The sequence below is a fragment of the Flavobacterium sp. genome (assembly GCF_031411595.1).
Classification (GTDB): Bacteria; Bacteroidota; Bacteroidia; order Flavobacteriales; family Flavobacteriaceae; genus Flavobacterium.
Genome location: NZ_JANOBI010000011.1, coordinates 61,679 through 77,541 on the forward strand (window position 1 = coordinate 61,679; position 15,863 = coordinate 77,541).

The following is a 15,863-nucleotide window of genomic DNA, read 5'->3' on the forward strand; positions in this document are numbered from 1 at the left end:
TTATTATATAATTTCTCTAATCAACATAAAGCATTCTACGTTGGTTTTCCCTACGGTCGCGCCTCTGAAGTTCGATAATATTTCAATATTTTTAAGCGAGCGCGGATGTGGGAATTCTTTAATTTGCGTTGAAAAACATTTGAATGCTTCTAATTTTTTCTCAAGATGTCCTTCGATATTTTCAAAAATCGTTGGAATGAATGCATCGTCGCCAAAAGGCGGTGCCCATTCGGTTTCAGACAAAGTTTCATACGAAAGAATTCTTTTAACAGGGCTATTGTTAATCGGTCTCGCCGCCACCAAAGCCGCTTCATAAGTAATACGATGGTCTTTGTGAATGTCACCGCGATGTGGCAAATACAAAACTTCGATTTGCTTTTCATTGATGATTTTAGCAATCACATTCGACAACTGATAAGATGGAATCGTATCGAGTCTTGGCGCAGGAAAATCTAAAAAGAAAGTATCTTTGACGCCTAAAATTTTGTGTGCTGCCAAAGCTTCCGAGCGTACTTTTTCGGTGCCTTCTTTCGAGAACAATTCGGGAGCGCCTATATGTCCGTTAGTTACAATCGCAACATAAACATGATGTCCGTTGGCAATATGCTTTGATATGGTGCCGCCGCAGCCTAAAATTTCATCATCACAATGCGGAGCGATTACTAATATGTTTTTATTGATTTCCATTTTTTAATTGATTTTCAATCGTTGCTATTCTTTCTGACAATTTAAAATATTCTTTTTCGAAGTTGAATCCGAGTGTGTTGCCTACTTTCAAAGTATCTATTTCAATACCTTCAATGTTTTCTATTTTTAATAAACCTTCACCGGTTTGAATGTGAATGCCCTGCGCTGCATCAGCAATAACAATTCTACCGGCAACACCCAAATGATTTTTAATCTCTGAAATCGAAGCATTCCAAATCACTAATTTTTTAGTTCCTAAATAGGTATAAGCTCCGGGAAGCGGTTTTGTGGTAGCGCGAATCAATTGGTGAATACTCGCTGCGGATTGTTTCCAATCGATGATACCATCTTCGGGATTGCGTTTTCCCAAATAAGTAGCTTTAGATTCGTCTTGTGGTGTGGTCATAAAAATTCCCTTTTTAAGATTGGGCAACACAGCGTCGAGCGCTTTATCGATGGCTTTTAGAATTTGATGAATTACGGAAGTAGCATCGTCATTGTCATTAACTTCATAATTCTCTTGCGACCAAATCGATCCTGAATCCATGCCTTCATCCATTTTAAAAAACGAAGCGGCACCTTGCACTTTGCCTAAAATAATCCATGCGAGTGCACCTCTGCCTCTCCCTTCAGGCAATCGAGTCGGGTGATAACCGATGAGTCCGTATTTTGGAATGGCCAGTAATTCCTCGCGTATTATTTGGGAAAATCCAACAGCAAAAACCAAATCTGGGTTTTTCGATTGCACAAAATCAACGATTTCAGTGTCATTCACTTTAGTAAAATATTGAAAAGCAATGCCATTACTTTCGCTTAAATCTTTCAAATCGAAATACCCTGAAACATTCGTCGCTGCTTCGGGATGCAAACCCAAAACCGCCACAACATTCAACTGATGTTCCAACAGTTTTTCTAGTGTTTTTCGACTGCTGTTGACGCTTCCAATCAGGATAATTTTCGGATTTTCGACGATATTATTTTTCATCCATCGTGGGTTTGTTGAGGAATTTGTGTTCCCCTAAAATAACAATAAATACGGTTCTGAAAATAATTTTTAAATCATTCCAAAAAGTGACGTTTTTCACATAATTTAAATCGTATACGAAACGTTCTTTCCAACTCAAATGAATGTTGCCATTAATCTGCGCCAAACCCGTCAAGCCCGGTCGAACCGAATAACGCTGTTTTTCTGCTTCCGACATTTGATGCAATTGCTCGGGAACACTTGGTCGCGGGCCAATTAAACTCATATCACCTAAAAGCACATTGAGCAACTGTGGCAATTCATCAATTTTATAACGTCTTAAATAATAACCCACTTTGGTCACGCCTTCTGCTTTTCCTATAATTGGCGTATTGCCAACAGTTCTTTTTTCATGCGTCATGGTTCTGAATTTAAACACTTTAAAGAACTTCAAATCCTTTCCTACACGTTCTTGTTTGAAAAATAACGGCCCACTGGATTCCGTCAAAATGAGCATAGCAATAATCAATAATGGAATTAAAGCCAGCATCAAAATGATAAATGCCACCGTAAAATCGAGAACTGATTTAAAAAAAATACGATACATAGTCATTTTTATAGGCTTCTAAAACGGACTTCATTCCTTTCTTTACGGGTAGTTGCCATAATAATTTACACCAATCATGATTCCCTTCAATGAAACCTGGTCCACTTTCCGTGATGACAACATCCCAACCAATCGAGCGATTTTGTGGATGAAGCAATGCCGCTTCTTTGACCATAACCATAGTTTCTTTCCAAAACGGGACTTCAAAACCAACAATAGCAATTCCTGTAATGGGATGTTTGCTTTCTTCGGGTTTTGTGATATCGCTATAAACTGCAACACCGGAAACAATGCCGGTTTGCTCATCAATTGGAGCTGCTAAATTGCCCGCAGCCATATTGTCAACAGAAGAATTGACAGAAATTCTTTGACGACAGCCCAAAATTTCTACTTCATTATTTTTGTTCAATTGCGTGAAAATCCTAACCGTATTGACTGCCGTTGGTGAAAGCGCATTGAGACTCGGATGTTGGATGATGAATTCTTCAACCAAATCAAATTTATTATTTTCCATAAATGAAATCAACGATGCTTCATTGAATTCGTTCGCTTTTTTAATTTCAACTGCAACGCCACATTTTCCGTCAGCTACTTTAAAAACGAGTTTGCCTGATTTGGTGTTTAATAGTTTTTCAACGACTGTTGTATTCTTTTTTAAATCGGCAATGTCAGCCACAGTATGCACAAAATAAGGTTGGTATTCTTTATAGAAAAGCGTTTTGTCATCTAAAATCAATCGGTCTTTTTTGGGATTCATGATCAATTGGTATTCGAACATATAACCTGTTCCTGCCCAATCTTTACGCTGTTCTTTGTTCTTTTCAAAAAATCGGAATTGAAAATATTCGAGAATTGAAATGTTGTAAATAAAGACACATGCCACCGCATCCATCAAAATACTAACTTTATTTTTATTGGAATGCTGCGCGGTATAGTTCAAAAAAAGCCAGAACTTTTTCCAATCCATTTGTTTGATGTAGTACCCCAAATACAGAATTCTTTTGATCATTTTCTCTTGTTTGCTAGGGTTTCCGCTAATTCGTCGGCGGCCATGAATTCGACATCGGGCCATTTTTTTACAATTTCTTGCAATAATCTTTTTAAAGTATGCAATCCTTTTTCGCGGTTTTTCGGATCAATATGACCGCAGAAATTGACGCGATGTGAACTGATAATAGCCGGTTTGCTCCATCTAAAAGCGGTGTCAATTTGTTTCATCGTGAAAGCTACCCAATCAATACCACGATCTTCTGTAGGTTCGAAAACTACATTTCTGACCATAATAGAAAGTCCTTGTTTAGTGTTTTTTCCGATAAAATTGAATGAAGTTTTATATTGGTTAAAACCTTGATGCTCTTTTCTGACCAGTCCGAAATCGATGAAGCGAACGCCGTTTTTGTGTAGCGTTCTAAAAAGTGAATGATGGATATTGTAAACTGGTGGCGTGCAATAATTACTTCGGTAACCGTATACTTTTTCAAATAGATTCAAGCCTTCCTCAATCATTGGAGCCAACGTTTCATTTTCTTTGACATCCCAAAAATCAAAAGCGGCTGTGCTTGACATCGTTGGATATTCGTCATCGGAAATGCTCGTGTAGGATTTGTTCTTTAAAGCTGTGAGCAATTCGGCATCGCGCTTTTTCAATTTGTCGTTGAAGATATGCAAATTCAAATGTTCTCTGCCGTGAAATTGTGGTTTCAAATACCCTTTCTCGATTCCGGTTTGCCACAAATCCCAAGCGCCTTGATAAGCTTCTGGTTGTTGTGTGGCTAATTTTTGATATGTTACAGGCAACATTTCGAAATGGAACTGCTGAAAATCTTCACTTTCCATTGTTTCAAAATCGATGTTGCAAGGCAATGCGAATGGTGTGAATACTGCGGAACGGTTGTTTTTATCTTTTACGGAGGAAAGCACTTCATACAATTGCTCCAAATCTTGTTTGGTTTCGAGAGTATCCAAGGCATCAAAACGCGAATAGATTTTCATTCCAACTTCGTCCATTTTGGATCGGGCTTCTTTCGAATTCACGCGTACGTTGCCATAATCATCGACAGAAAAAACAACAATTTTACGACTGGTTTTCCAACCAATGGTGTTTTTTAAATTCATGAAAATAGAACCCAATAACTTTCGAACCATTAATTTGAATTTAAATAAGCTGTGACAAATTTATCGGCATTGTCTCTTCTGAACAATTGCGAAGTTTTGATGGCATTGTCTGACATGGTTTGCCATTTTTGAGGATTATTGCTTAAGTTTAAAATGAAGTCTTTCGCTTGAAGCAATTGTCTTTCTGTATAACATTCTGCTGCTTGATACAGCGATGCATACGAATTCAATTCAGAATCTTCGCCAGCGATGTATAACGATGGAATGCCGTAACTCATCAAGTTGTAGGATTTGCTCGGCACGCTGCCTTTGGATGTCAATTCATCTAAAATCACTATGCCCAAATCGGTGGCTGATAAAGAATATGGAAACATGGCATCGGTTTGAAACGGCAGGAAAAAACAATTCGGCAATTGCTTTTCTTCAACCATTTTTTGAAGTGCCGGAACGCGTGGACCGCGACCTATGATTTGAAAAACAATTTGTTTGTTGTCTTTTAGAAGTTCCGCCAATTCGACAACCACTTCTACTTTGTGCGTCAATCCGATGTTTCCCGAATATTGAACGATGAATTTATCTTGCAAATGATGTTCGGCGACAAATGGATTTTGAGTTTTGGAAACCCTTTCATTTTGTTGAAAAATCGACCAAATGGGTTGGATGATAATTTTGGTTCTATCGACATACACTTCAACCAAATCTGCCATTTTTTCGCTAATCGTAAAAAGTCTGAAAGCTTTTTTGAATGATTTCCGATTCAAGGCTGACCAGATTCTGTATAACGGATGCGTTTCCTGCATGCCTGTAATTTTGAAAATATCCGGGTAAACATCCCAAATGACCATGCTGAAACGGTGTGGTAAAATCAGATTGAGTAAATAACCCATAGGTGGAATCGACACGAAGAACACTTCATAACCTCGGTGTTTTGTAATCAGCAACCAATAGATTTTGAAACAAGCTTTGATGTACGAAAAGAATTTTTTGCTTGCAGGACGCTCTACCCATTTATTGATGTAAGTAACTTCAATCCCGGCATCGAGTTCTTCGCCTTGCACGTGAACGCTTCCGGTTACCAAAGCCACTTTTTCAAATTGCGCTGCGAAAGCATTACAAAAACCAACAGTAAGATAGTTCGAGGCCTGGTTGACCACGACGATCTTTCTGTTTTTTATTTTTTCCATTTGAGTTGTCCGTTGGTTGTTGGATGCCCTAGCCCCGATAGCAGCGGAAATCCTTTTGTGGCGGTGTTCGCCGTAAAAGATTGCAACGGATAGCGGGATTAGCTCCTAAAAAATATTATTCAGCTTGTCTTAAAATTTTATGGCCACCTTTAACCAAGTGAATGTCTTTTTGGAATAAAGCAACATCACACGCTACCATTTCTTCGACAAGCATTTTCAAATCATATTTAGGTGTCCAGCCTAATTTGGTTTTTGATTTGGTTGGATCGCCAATGAGTAAATCTACTTCAGTTGGTCTGAAATACGCTGGATCTACTTTGACCAAAACCGAACCTAAGGCCGGAATGGCAAATTCTTTAGTGGTAAAACCTTGTCCTAAAGCTGCTTGGTATTTGGCATCGTCGATGGATTCCAGAACACCAACTTCATTGATACCTTCGCCTTCAAACCGGACATTGAAGCCCACTTGGTCGAATGCCATTTTGATGAAATCGCGAACTCGGGTTGTAATTCCGGTGGCGATTACGTAATCTTCGGCTACGTCTTGTTGGAGGATTCTCCACATCGCTTCTACGTAATCTTTGGCGTGACCCCAATCTCTTTGCGCATCGAGGTTACCCATGTATAAATCGTTTTGAAGCCCCAAAGCAATTTTGGCAACAGCACGTGTGATTTTTCTAGTTACAAATGTTTCTCCACGCAATGGCGATTCGTGGTTGAACAGGATTCCGTTGCAAGCAAACATATTGTAAGCTTCTCTATAATTAACCGTAATCCAATACGCATAAATTTTAGCTACGGCATATGGAGAACGTGGGTAAAACGGTGTTGATTCCGATTGTGGAACGGCTTGCACCAAACCATACAATTCGGAAGTTGACGCTTGATAGATTTTTGTTTTATGTTGCAAACCCAAAAGGCGTACAGCTTCGAGCAAACGAAGTGTTCCGATTCCGTCAGCATTGGCGGTATATTCGGGTGTGTCAAAGCTTACTTTAACGTGCGACATCGCAGCCAGATTGTAGATTTCATCAGGTTGCACTTCTTGAATGATTCGGGTTAAATTCATCGAATCGGTCATATCGCCATAATGCAATTTGAGGCGAATTTCTTTGGCATGTGGATCTTGATAAAGATGATCGATTCTGGCCGTATTAAACATCGATGATCTTCTTTTAATACCATGAACCATATATCCCTTTTCAAGAAGCAACTCTGCCAAATAGGCACCGTCTTGACCTGTAATTCCTGTAATTAATGCTACTTTCATATTTCCTTATTATTAAATCTTAAATTAAATTTTTACTTCTTTGTACGAATGGGCGTGCTCTAAAAACCAATCGTAGGTGGAACGTATTCCGTCTTCTAATGCGATGGTAGCTTTCCAACCTTGCTTGGCCATTTTGCTGACATCCATAAGTTTTCTTGGTGTTCCGTCGGGTTTGGAGCTATCCCAGATAATTTCTCCTTGATGTCCGACTGTTTTTTGAATGAGCTCTGCTAAGGCTTTGATGGTTAAATCGACACCAGTTCCTACGTTGTATAGATTTTCCTCAAATGTATTTTCTACGGCAAAAACTACGGCTTCAGCTAAATCTTCCACATGAAGAAATTCGCGCATTGGTGTGCCTGAGCCCCAAAGTGTCACGGATTCGTTGCCGTTCAATTTGGCTTCGTGAAATTTTCGAATCATCGCTGGAAGTACGTGCGATGTTTGTAAATCGAAATTGTCGTTTGGACCATATAAATTCGTCGGCATGAGGCTTACAAAATCTTTTCCGTATTGTTTGCGAATCGCTTCACAGGCTTTTACTCCTGAGATTTTGGCGATGGCGTACCATTCGTTGGTTGGTTCTAAAGACGACGTTAATAAACAATCTTCGTGAAGCGGTTGCGGTGCCAGTTTTGGGTAGATGCAGGAACTTCCAAGAAAAATAAACTTCGATACATCTTGTTGCAATGCCGTGTCGATTAAGTTATTTTGGATTTGCATGTTCTCCATCAAAAACGTAAACGGATACGTGCTATTGGCCATGATACCGCCTACTCTAGCTGCTGCATCAATCACAACATCGGGTTTTTCTACATTAAAAAATTCGCGCACTGCAATTTGGTTTTTCAAATCCAATTCTTTGCTGGTTTTACCAATTAGATTGTCATATCCATTTTTTTTCAAAGCATTCCATATTGCGCTTCCGACCATGCCTTTATGGCCTGCAATGTATATTTTGGATGTTTTTTTCATTGTTATTATTTATTTAAAAACAGATAGAAATTCGTAAGCTGCTTTTTTCATTCTATTATCATAAGGTTCGTATAGCATTTTCGAAAAATCTCTCGAAGGATATTGCTCTAAAATGGTTGCCAATTGATCAGCATTATGCGGTTCGAAATAAGTTCCTTTTTCTGCTAATTGTTCTATATTGACTTTAAGATCACTGGCAATTACCGGAACTTGAAGTGATTTTGCATCTTCAATTACGGTGCTCCAACCTTCGAACAAACTGGGTTGAATGATGGCTGTAGCATATTTCATTAAAAGCAATTGATCGCCTCTTGGTATTAATCCTAAGAACGATATCGAATTTTTTAAATTGTTGGTGTTCACAATATCGTGTAATTCTTGCATATACTCCGAATTCGGATCGCTCGGAAATCGACCTGTAATCGCAATATGAATCGCAACGCCTTTTTTCTGAAGTTCCGCCAAAGCCTTAAAAACGACCAAATGGTTCTTATGCTTTTGAAATTGATTACTGATTATATAGTAATTTTCCGGAAGTTCGTATTTCGATTTAATTTCTTTCGATGTCAACGATGGCAATGCATCAATAATTGAAACGAAATGATATATATGAATTTTGATGCTTTTGGGAACGGTATAAAAATTTAAAAAATCGTCTTTCACTGCTTGACTTGACACTACCAAATCTTTAGAATTCCTCAAGATTTTATTAATCCGAATATTTCTTTCTAAAAGTCTTTTTTTAGGAAAAAAATGGGGATAATATTTGTGTTGTAAATCGGCATACCAAGAAACTAATTTTGCATCTAATTTGCTTTTTACAGGATAATCATGCATCGGAAAAATAGCATTCAATTTTTGGGATTCTACCAAATCATGCACGAATAAGTTCTTATTTTTAAGTATCGAAAACAAATATCCTTTATAAATTGACGGGTAATTATACGGTGCAACTTCTAAATAAGGATAGTCGATTTCGGCAATATATTTTTGTACTTCGGGTCTAAAAAACAATACAACAGTAGGTTTATCCTTGTCTTCTAAAAAATTCAAAATTTTAATAGAATTCAAAATATAAATCAAACCACCAGTCCATCTTGGGTCGAAATTAAAAATAATACCTAATCTAAATCTACTCGATTCCATGTAAAAGCCAAATTAATTTGAAACGATAAAATTTTCAAATTCGGTGCAAATATAGTTCATTTCAAATTGAGTAATAAAGGCTTTTGATTTTTTACCCATCGATTCTATTTCCCATGGATTATCAATCAGAAATTGCAATTTCTCAGCAAACAATTCTTTGTTGTTGAGCGGAATCAAAAAACCGTTGATGCTGTCGATAACCAAATCACTTGGACCGGCGATACAATCGAAAGCCACGACTGGGAGTTGGGCCGACATTGCTTCGCCAATCACATTTGGAAAACCTTCGGATGCGGATGAAAAAGCGAAAATTTTACTCGTGTTGTAATAGTGTTCAACATCTTCTTGTTTGCCTGCAAAAACCACTCGATCGCTCACTTTTAATTGCTTGGCCAACGCTTCCCATTGGTGTTGATTTTTTTGCTTGAGATGATCGTATCCTACCAAAACGAGTTTCCAATCCGGAGCATTGAGCTTTGAGAAAATCTCAATCAGAACATCTTGCTGTTTCGATTTGATATACCTTCCGACCATCAATATCACATTCTCTCGCACTTCACCGGTACTTTCAATTTGTCGAATCGGGTTTCCAATTACTTTAAAATTGTTGTGCGGATACATGCGTTTGAATATGTCTTCAGCCTTTTGTGTTTGAGCAATAATGCCTGTAGCTTTGGGATATAAAAATGCCCGCAACAGATTGTGCACTTTACCTAAACTTTTATCAGGTTGTGCCCGATCAGAAACATACACCGGAATTTTCGTGCCATATAACGCGAGTAAAACCATACTGTTCCAGCGCTCACCGAAAGACAATACTGAAATCGGGTTGATTTTTTTGATGGTGCTTCTAAGAAAAAAATGCGTTTTTATTGTTGACTTCAATCGCTTTGCATTATCGAATGTAAAATCTGGTCGGTAGATTTTGATGTTGTCAGCAATCGTGTAAAACACATCGCGTTTGATTCCATACAAAACCAAATGCACGCGGTATTCTTTTTTGGCAGCGAAGAAATTGAGCAATTCCGACATCACGCGTTCCATGCCGCCTGCTTGCAAGGAATGGATGACAAAACAAATGTCTTTAATCGGTTGATTTTGATTCATAAATTACAAAGCATTAATCCAATCAATATAACGTTGGATGCCTTTTTCAATTGAAATATTTTGTTGGTAACCCAATGCTTTTAAAATCGAAATATCAGCGCGCCAATTCAGCGGATCGCCTTGTTTTACTTGGTTATTAAACGCAATAGTTTTGCTGTTGTGGAAATTTGTATGAAATAATTCCGCGACATATTGAATTGTAAATTCTTCACCATTGGCAATATTGATTTCTTCGCCACGAAATTTTGCATTTTGAATCACCAAATGAATTGCTTGTACAATATCATCGACATGAATAAAATCTCTCGATTCGTTTCCTGTGCCGAACAATTCGATTTGGTCGTTATTCAGAAATTTTTGATATAAATCCCAGAACAGTTGTTTTTTTAAACCTTCGCCATAAGCTGAGAAAATACGCAAGGAACAAGTCGCAATGTTGTAATATTCATGAAATTCCTTTAGAATTTGTTCCGCTTGCATTTTATGAATTCCGTAAGGCGACAAAGGATGCAAGGTTGCATTTTCTTTGATGGGAAGCGTTTCCGGATTTCCATAAACAGCGGCACTCGACAAGTTGATGAACTTACAGCTCGGTTGATAAGAACGTATGGCTTCTAAAATTTTAAACACATTTAAAGTATTCAAACTAAAATCTTTAAACGGATTTTGAAGTGATAACGGAACACTCGCGGCACCAGAACAATTAAGGCAAACGTCGATTTTGTGTTGTTCAAAAATCGCGTGATAATCCGAATTCGTTGCGTCAATTTGAATGTAGTCTTCACTTACATAATCCGTAACGACATCGCAGCCTAAAACTTCAAAATGCAAAGATTTGAAATGGTCAAAAGCGTGTTGCCCGATAAATCCTTTGGAACCTATAATTAAAATTTTCATGTCTTTATTTTTTAAGCATCAAGTCGACCATCCAGCCGTATGGATTGAAACTTCCTGCGTGCCAATTCATTTGTTCATCCCAATATCCGGTGCATGGATCGTATACTTTATTCGCAAAACCGTAACTGATTTCAACCAATTTCGGGTTGTTGTCTGCATCAAAAACATAATCGTAAGCGACACATTGTGCGTTCAACTTTTTGGTGTATTCAAATGAAAGCGTTACACATCTTTCATCGAAAACTTCCCTTTCATATCTAAAATCCCCACTTCCTGAAGCTCTGAAATCATTGGCTCTAACCATTCTTTTTAATGCAAATGCTTTGCCGTCAATGACGATGATTCGGGTGTCTGAATCGTTGTTGGGCAGAAATTCCTGAAAATAAATATAGTTGATTTCGTTGCCCATAATCTTAGCATAACGCGGCGGATTCACCAATCGAACGAAACCTTTAAACACATCAAAAGCATCGGTTTTTCCCAAACGCCATTTTCGGATTCTTTCTTTGACGCTTCCCCACGAATCATACGCTGGGAAACCATTTCCGAAAGCTTGATTGATTAACGATTGCGCAGACGATTTCGATTTCACCAACTTTACATTTTGTGAACCTGCACCGCCTCGTAATTTAAATACTTTAGGAAAACTTGCTTGTTCTATCCAATGTAATGCGGTTTGCTTTTCATAGAAAACCCATGTTTTCACTAAGTCAAATCCGAGTGCTTCTAGCAGGTATTTCTGTCCGACTTTATCATCGAAATGCCAAGCCGTATTGAAATCGGGAAACACTTTCATACCACTTTGCTCCAACGAATACAATAATGGTTTTGCCATCACGATGTCTTTAAAATTCGCTTGGTGGTAATGCCACATCAAACACGAACAGTCTTTCAATTGCGCGATAATATCATCATCGTAACAATTAACTAACTTGTATGGAATGTTGTTTTTCTCGCAATAATCAATCCATCGGTAATGAAAAACGACTTCGCTGGGATTGTTGTGTATGGCTATCATTTAGTCTAAATATTGTTGTGCCCACAATTCGAAACCAACCATGAGCCAAATGGCATCAAGCTCGTCGGGCGTTGCTGTAGCAATGTTATTCACCCAATTTGAAAGTGCTTTAGCTTCAAAAAGGGCTCTTTTTTGTATTCCGGGTTGGATCTGATTGTTCCATTTATTTTGAAAAACCTCAGACGACATAAACGAGCGCAACGGTATTCCGAATCCCATTTTTTCTCTGTAGGAAAAGGATTCTCCGAATTTTTCTGCGCAAATATCTTTCAATAATACTTTGGCTTCGTCTTTATTTTTATGCTTGGCTATCAATAATTCATCAGGAATATTGAGCGAAGTGGTGACCATTTCATTGTCTAAAAACGGTACGCGATTTTCAATGGAATGTGCCATCGACATCTTGTCTTGACGCATTAATAAATCGGGTAAGTAAGTCAATAATTCGTATTTTCTTTGCTTCAAATTCGTATCACCTTTCATACTTTTTAGTGTTTGAATGCGATCTTTCAAAGCATTATTCAATTTAAAATTCGGTTTCAAAGCTTGCGCCGTTGCGATGCTTCCGAAAGCGGTTTCCATAATCATGCGTTGGTTTGCATCGGAATAATAACTTAAGAATGCTCCAACATTTTTGAAGTTTTTCTTCAACGCACTCCAAAACATCTTTTTGAAATACGGAAATTGTTTGGCGCGAATAAATCTGCTGTAACCTGCTAAGGATTCGTCGGCACCTTCTCCACTGAGTAAAACCGTAACATGCTTTTTGGCTTCTTGGCTCAACAGATAAATTCCAATCGTATTTGGATGATTGAGCGGTTGTTCGAAATGCCAAATCGCTTTTTCAAGTACGTTGAAATAATAATCGGCTTCCATTTCGTATTTGTGCGATTGCAATGAAAGTTGATCTGCAACAATATCGATGTATTTTTCTTCTGAAAAACGTGGATCTTTAAACGTAATTGAAATGGTTTCCAAGTTTCCATTTTCTAAAGCTTTCGCCGCGTAATAACTCACTAGCGAAGAATCTACGCCGCCTGAAAGTTGACATCCCAATTTCACATCACTAATCATTTGTGAAGCGACACTTTTTTGCAATGCTTTTTCTAAAGTATCTTTTGCGTCTTTGTTGGTAATGGTTTGATTGCCTTCTTGGTTGATATCGTAGAAAACATGTGTATCAATCGCGCCATTTTTTATCGTTAAATAAGTTCCAGGAATGCAATTGCTGATGTTTTTGAAAAGCGTATTGTTGACGACATTTCGAAACAGTAAAAACTCGTCGAGGTTTGTAAAATCCGCTTCAAATTTAAAATCCGGCAATGCTTTAAAACTCTTCATTTCAGAAGCAAATGCGATTCTTCCTTTTTCTTTTAAAAGGTATAAAGGTTTGATTCCGAAACGGTCACGCGCTAAAAATAACGTATCCAAATTCAAATCATAAATCGCCAACGCAAACATACCGTTGAGCAATCGAATCATTTTTTCCATGCCGTATTCGAGATACAAATGCAAGACGATTTCGGTATCGGAAGTACTTTTGAAAGTATGTCCTTTTTGTTCAAGTTCGGCTTTGAAATCGAAAGCGTTGTAGATTTCGCCATTCATAATCAAAATGACTTTCTCATCCGGACTTATCATCGGTTGATGGCCCATCGGAGATAAATCTAAAATGCTCAAACGGTTGAATCCTAAAATCAAATCGTTTTCGTTTTGAAATGCAGCGGGTTTATCAAAGTTGATTACTTCGTAACTTTTGTTTTGGGTATTGATGCCAACCACACCCGAATCATCCGGACCACGGTGCTTCTGAATCGCAAGCATTGCACAAATGCCCTGATTACCGGTTTCTCTTCTGGAATCTAAATAATGATATCCTGTAAATCCGCACATTTATTGGTTGGGGTTTATTGAATTGATTAATATATCGCGGTGGGCTTCACAACGAATTAAATTGGTAAAAAGCATCTTTTTGTTTTGGTTGATGATCGATGGTAAAAAGCCTTTTTTGTATAAACTTGGCAAGTATTTTCCTTGGTAGGGTTGAATCCATGTGTTCATGATGGGTTTCCAAGTTTCGATGTATTTATGGAATTCTAGTTCTAATTTTTCATCGTCGCCAATAATTTCATTCAACTGCAACAGGTGATTTTGCATGGCTTTCTTATCGATTTCTGACATTAAAAAAACGCCTACTTCTTCATTATTGTGTGATGTAAATTCCATCTCGAAAGTCACCGGTTTTGTTTTTTCAAAGTTCAATCTGACAATCATGCCTTTGTTCCAAGGTTTGTTTCTTTGGCCTTCCCAATCGAAAAAGAAGTTACCCAAACTGTAAAAAATCGGTGCTTCTTTATAAGTTTCATATCCTGAAATAATGTGTGTATGATGCGCAATCACTGCACTTGCTCCGGCATCGACAAAAAATCGGTACCATTTTTTCATTCTCGGGCTTGGCAATTCGTAATGCTCGTGACCGCCATGCGCGATGACTACAATAAAATCAGCTTTGTCTTTTGCTTCTTGAATCTTGTTGAATACATTGACCAAATCAATCGGATTGCAACCCGGTTCTTTGCCGAAAGTTGTCGTCCATTCGTTTTCCGCTACATTGATGAAAGCGATTGTGGTGTCGTCTTTTTTCCAATAAAAAGTTTTGGAAGCTTCTTCGAGATTGGCGCCACTACCGAGCCATTGTATCTGATGCTTTTGTAATGTTTCGTAAGTTTCCTGCATGCCTTCCCAACCGTAATCTTTGAAATGATTGTTGGCAGTTGCGACCAATTCACACTGTAAATAATTCAGCATGGTTGCGGTTTCAGGATGTGCTTTGATGTGCGGACCGGTTTTTTTTATTTTTGTATTGGCGGTCGTTAACGGGCATTCGAGATCCAAAACATTCAAATCATTTTGAAGAAAAAACGGACGCACCGAATCTAATAACGGTTGCCAATTGCCATGTTCAAATTCCTTTTCAACTCGAAGCCACGGGCAAAAATCTCCTGTAAAACCGACTTTAATCATGAGGTTGGTTTTTTAAAATAGTGTCATAAATGAATGCCGTTAATTTTGCACCTCCATTTTGATTTAAATGATCATGCGCGAGCCAATCGGTTTTCGAATCGATGATGTTTTTCGAAACTTCGTAGTTGTTGATGTTGTATAATTTCAATTGTGAATGATCCGCAAGATTGATCGGATAGTTGTATGGAAATGAATTTCTGTTTTCATTCGAACCCGGCATTTCGATTGGAATTACTTGAATGCCTTGGCTTTTACAAATCTTGATGAATTCCTGAAAGTCGGCATTGTCGTATTGAAAAACCGTTTTTTTATCTTGAAACGCAGAATCGTCTGCAATTACTTTGGGCGATTTCCATTGGCCACGAACAATTTTAGATTCGCGATGCGCTTTGGAAACAACAATTTTCAATGATTCAGTATAGAGCCATCTTAAGTTTACCGGCGGTGGATTTAAAATACAATGCTCCAAACTTGGCTCATAAAAAAAGTCAATCAACGGATTTGGGTAAGGCACTTTATTGAGTAATGACTGACCCGTTGCTGATGGAAGACCAATGATGATGGTTTTGGGTTTTTGGTTGTATTTCAAATATTCTTTGAGTTGCAGTAATGACGAACACATGTGGCTTCCGTTGGTCGCAAGGTTGTAACTGTCGATGCCTTTTTTCGATAAATAATCGCAATCGATGCCATCAACCGTCATACTGTTTCCAAAAACCAATAAGTCGTATTTTTTATTCTTGAAATTCGCGCATTCATGCACTTTATTAATCATCGGATTGACAGCCATCAGCACAAAAAACGCTACGACATTAATCACAATTAATAATAAAACGGCAAGCACACATTTTTGAATATACTTTTTCATT

The 15,863-nt window shown here is 38.0% G+C and carries 15 protein-coding genes; all 15 read right to left on the reverse strand.

Annotated features, from left to right (window positions below; all coding sequences use genetic code 11):
* Positions 1 to 3: 3 nt before the first annotated feature.
* The 15 genes from RMO03_RS01905 to RMO03_RS01975 all read right to left on the reverse strand — a co-directional run bounded on the left by RMO03_RS01905 (position 4) and on the right by RMO03_RS01975 (position 15,862).
* Entirely contained in the window at positions 4 to 687 is a 684-nt protein-coding gene (locus tag RMO03_RS01905) for a PIG-L deacetylase family protein (RefSeq protein WP_309640387.1), read from the reverse strand.
* Entirely contained in the window at positions 674 to 1,672 is a 999-nt protein-coding gene (locus RMO03_RS01910; protein WP_309640388.1) for a formyltransferase family protein, read from the reverse strand. Before RMO03_RS01910 ends, RMO03_RS01905 begins: the two co-directional genes overlap by 14 nt.
* Positions 1,662 to 2,258: a sugar transferase gene (locus RMO03_RS01915; protein ID WP_309640389.1), complete on the reverse strand. Its 597-nt coding sequence runs from the start codon at positions 2,256 to 2,258 to the stop codon at positions 1,662 to 1,664. The genes RMO03_RS01910 and RMO03_RS01915 overlap by 11 nt, the downstream gene beginning before the upstream one ends.
* Positions 2,239 to 3,267 (reverse strand): sugar-transfer associated ATP-grasp domain-containing protein, encoded by a 1,029-nt coding sequence (locus RMO03_RS01920; RefSeq protein ID WP_309640390.1) that lies wholly within the window; start codon positions 3,265 to 3,267, stop codon positions 2,239 to 2,241. The genes RMO03_RS01915 and RMO03_RS01920 overlap by 20 nt, the downstream gene beginning before the upstream one ends.
* Complete coding sequence (locus tag RMO03_RS01925; protein ID WP_309640391.1) at positions 3,264 to 4,403, reverse strand: hypothetical protein; 1,140 nt, start codon at positions 4,401 to 4,403, stop codon at positions 3,264 to 3,266. Before RMO03_RS01925 ends, RMO03_RS01920 begins: the two co-directional genes overlap by 4 nt.
* Entirely contained in the window at positions 4,403 to 5,557 is a 1,155-nt protein-coding gene (locus tag RMO03_RS01930) for a glycosyltransferase family 4 protein (protein WP_309640392.1), read from the reverse strand. Before RMO03_RS01930 ends, RMO03_RS01925 begins: the two co-directional genes overlap by 1 nt.
* 115 nt (positions 5,558 to 5,672) lie before the next feature.
* Complete coding sequence (gmd, locus tag RMO03_RS01935) at positions 5,673 to 6,827, reverse strand: GDP-mannose 4,6-dehydratase (RefSeq protein ID WP_309640393.1); 1,155 nt, start codon at positions 6,825 to 6,827, stop codon at positions 5,673 to 5,675.
* A 24-nt stretch (positions 6,828 to 6,851) separates the two neighbouring features.
* Complete coding sequence (locus tag RMO03_RS01940; protein WP_309640394.1) at positions 6,852 to 7,802, reverse strand: GDP-L-fucose synthase; 951 nt, start codon at positions 7,800 to 7,802, stop codon at positions 6,852 to 6,854.
* 9 nt (positions 7,803 to 7,811) lie between these two features.
* The gene (locus RMO03_RS01945) at positions 7,812 to 8,948 is read right to left on the reverse strand and encodes a glycosyltransferase family 1 protein (RefSeq protein WP_309640395.1); all 1,137 of its coding nucleotides are present in this window, start codon (positions 8,946 to 8,948) and stop codon (positions 7,812 to 7,814) included.
* A gap of 12 nt (positions 8,949 to 8,960) precedes the next feature.
* Positions 8,961 to 10,055 (reverse strand): glycosyltransferase, encoded by a 1,095-nt coding sequence (locus RMO03_RS01950; RefSeq protein ID WP_309640396.1) that lies wholly within the window; start codon positions 10,053 to 10,055, stop codon positions 8,961 to 8,963.
* A 3-nt stretch (positions 10,056 to 10,058) separates the two neighbouring features.
* Positions 10,059 to 10,952, reverse strand: coding sequence for an NAD-dependent epimerase/dehydratase family protein (locus RMO03_RS01955; RefSeq protein WP_309640397.1), 894 nt, complete (start codon positions 10,950 to 10,952; stop codon positions 10,059 to 10,061).
* A 4-nt stretch (positions 10,953 to 10,956) separates the two neighbouring features.
* Positions 10,957 to 11,970, reverse strand: coding sequence for a hypothetical protein (locus RMO03_RS01960; protein WP_309640398.1), 1,014 nt, complete (start codon positions 11,968 to 11,970; stop codon positions 10,957 to 10,959).
* Entirely contained in the window at positions 11,971 to 13,863 is a 1,893-nt protein-coding gene (gene asnB, locus RMO03_RS01965; RefSeq protein ID WP_309640399.1) for an asparagine synthase (glutamine-hydrolyzing), read from the reverse strand.
* Complete coding sequence (locus RMO03_RS01970; protein ID WP_309640400.1) at positions 13,864 to 14,994, reverse strand: CapA family protein; 1,131 nt, start codon at positions 14,992 to 14,994, stop codon at positions 13,864 to 13,866.
* Positions 14,987 to 15,862, reverse strand: a complete 876-nt coding sequence (locus RMO03_RS01975) for a hypothetical protein (protein WP_309640401.1) — start codon at positions 15,860 to 15,862, stop codon at positions 14,987 to 14,989. Before RMO03_RS01975 ends, RMO03_RS01970 begins: the two co-directional genes overlap by 8 nt.
* Position 15,863 lies beyond the last annotated feature (1 nt).

Coding starts and splice junctions, on each gene's coding strand:
- gmd (WP_309640393.1), bottom strand. CDS start 6,827: ATGAAAGTAGCATTAATTACAGGAATTACAGGTCAAGACGGTGCCTAT.
- RMO03_RS01905 (WP_309640387.1), bottom strand. CDS start 687: ATGGAAATCAATAAAAACATATTAGTAATCGCTCCGCATTGTGATGAT.
- RMO03_RS01940 (WP_309640394.1), bottom strand. CDS start 7,802: ATGAAAAAAACATCCAAAATATACATTGCAGGCCATAAAGGCATGGTC.
- RMO03_RS01930 (WP_309640392.1), bottom strand. CDS start 5,557: ATGGAAAAAATAAAAAACAGAAAGATCGTCGTGGTCAACCAGGCCTCG.
- RMO03_RS01960 (WP_309640398.1), bottom strand. CDS start 11,970: ATGATAGCCATACACAACAATCCCAGCGAAGTCGTTTTTCATTACCGA.
- RMO03_RS01945 (WP_309640395.1), bottom strand. CDS start 8,948: ATGGAATCGAGTAGATTTAGATTAGGTATTATTTTTAATTTCGACCCA.
- asnB (WP_309640399.1), bottom strand. CDS start 13,863: ATGTGCGGATTTACAGGATATCATTATTTAGATTCCAGAAGAGAAACC.
- RMO03_RS01920 (WP_309640390.1), bottom strand. CDS start 3,267: ATGATCAAAAGAATTCTGTATTTGGGGTACTACATCAAACAAATGGAT.
- RMO03_RS01915 (WP_309640389.1), bottom strand. CDS start 2,258: ATGTATCGTATTTTTTTTAAATCAGTTCTCGATTTTACGGTGGCATTT.
- RMO03_RS01910 (WP_309640388.1), bottom strand. CDS start 1,672: ATGAAAAATAATATCGTCGAAAATCCGAAAATTATCCTGATTGGAAGC.
- RMO03_RS01950 (WP_309640396.1), bottom strand. CDS start 10,055: ATGAATCAAAATCAACCGATTAAAGACATTTGTTTTGTCATCCATTCC.
- RMO03_RS01970 (WP_309640400.1), bottom strand. CDS start 14,994: ATGATTAAAGTCGGTTTTACAGGAGATTTTTGCCCGTGGCTTCGAGTT.
- RMO03_RS01955 (WP_309640397.1), bottom strand. CDS start 10,952: ATGAAAATTTTAATTATAGGTTCCAAAGGATTTATCGGGCAACACGCT.
- RMO03_RS01925 (WP_309640391.1), bottom strand. CDS start 4,403: ATGGTTCGAAAGTTATTGGGTTCTATTTTCATGAATTTAAAAAACACC.
- RMO03_RS01975 (WP_309640401.1), bottom strand. CDS start 15,862: ATGAAAAAGTATATTCAAAAATGTGTGCTTGCCGTTTTATTATTAATT.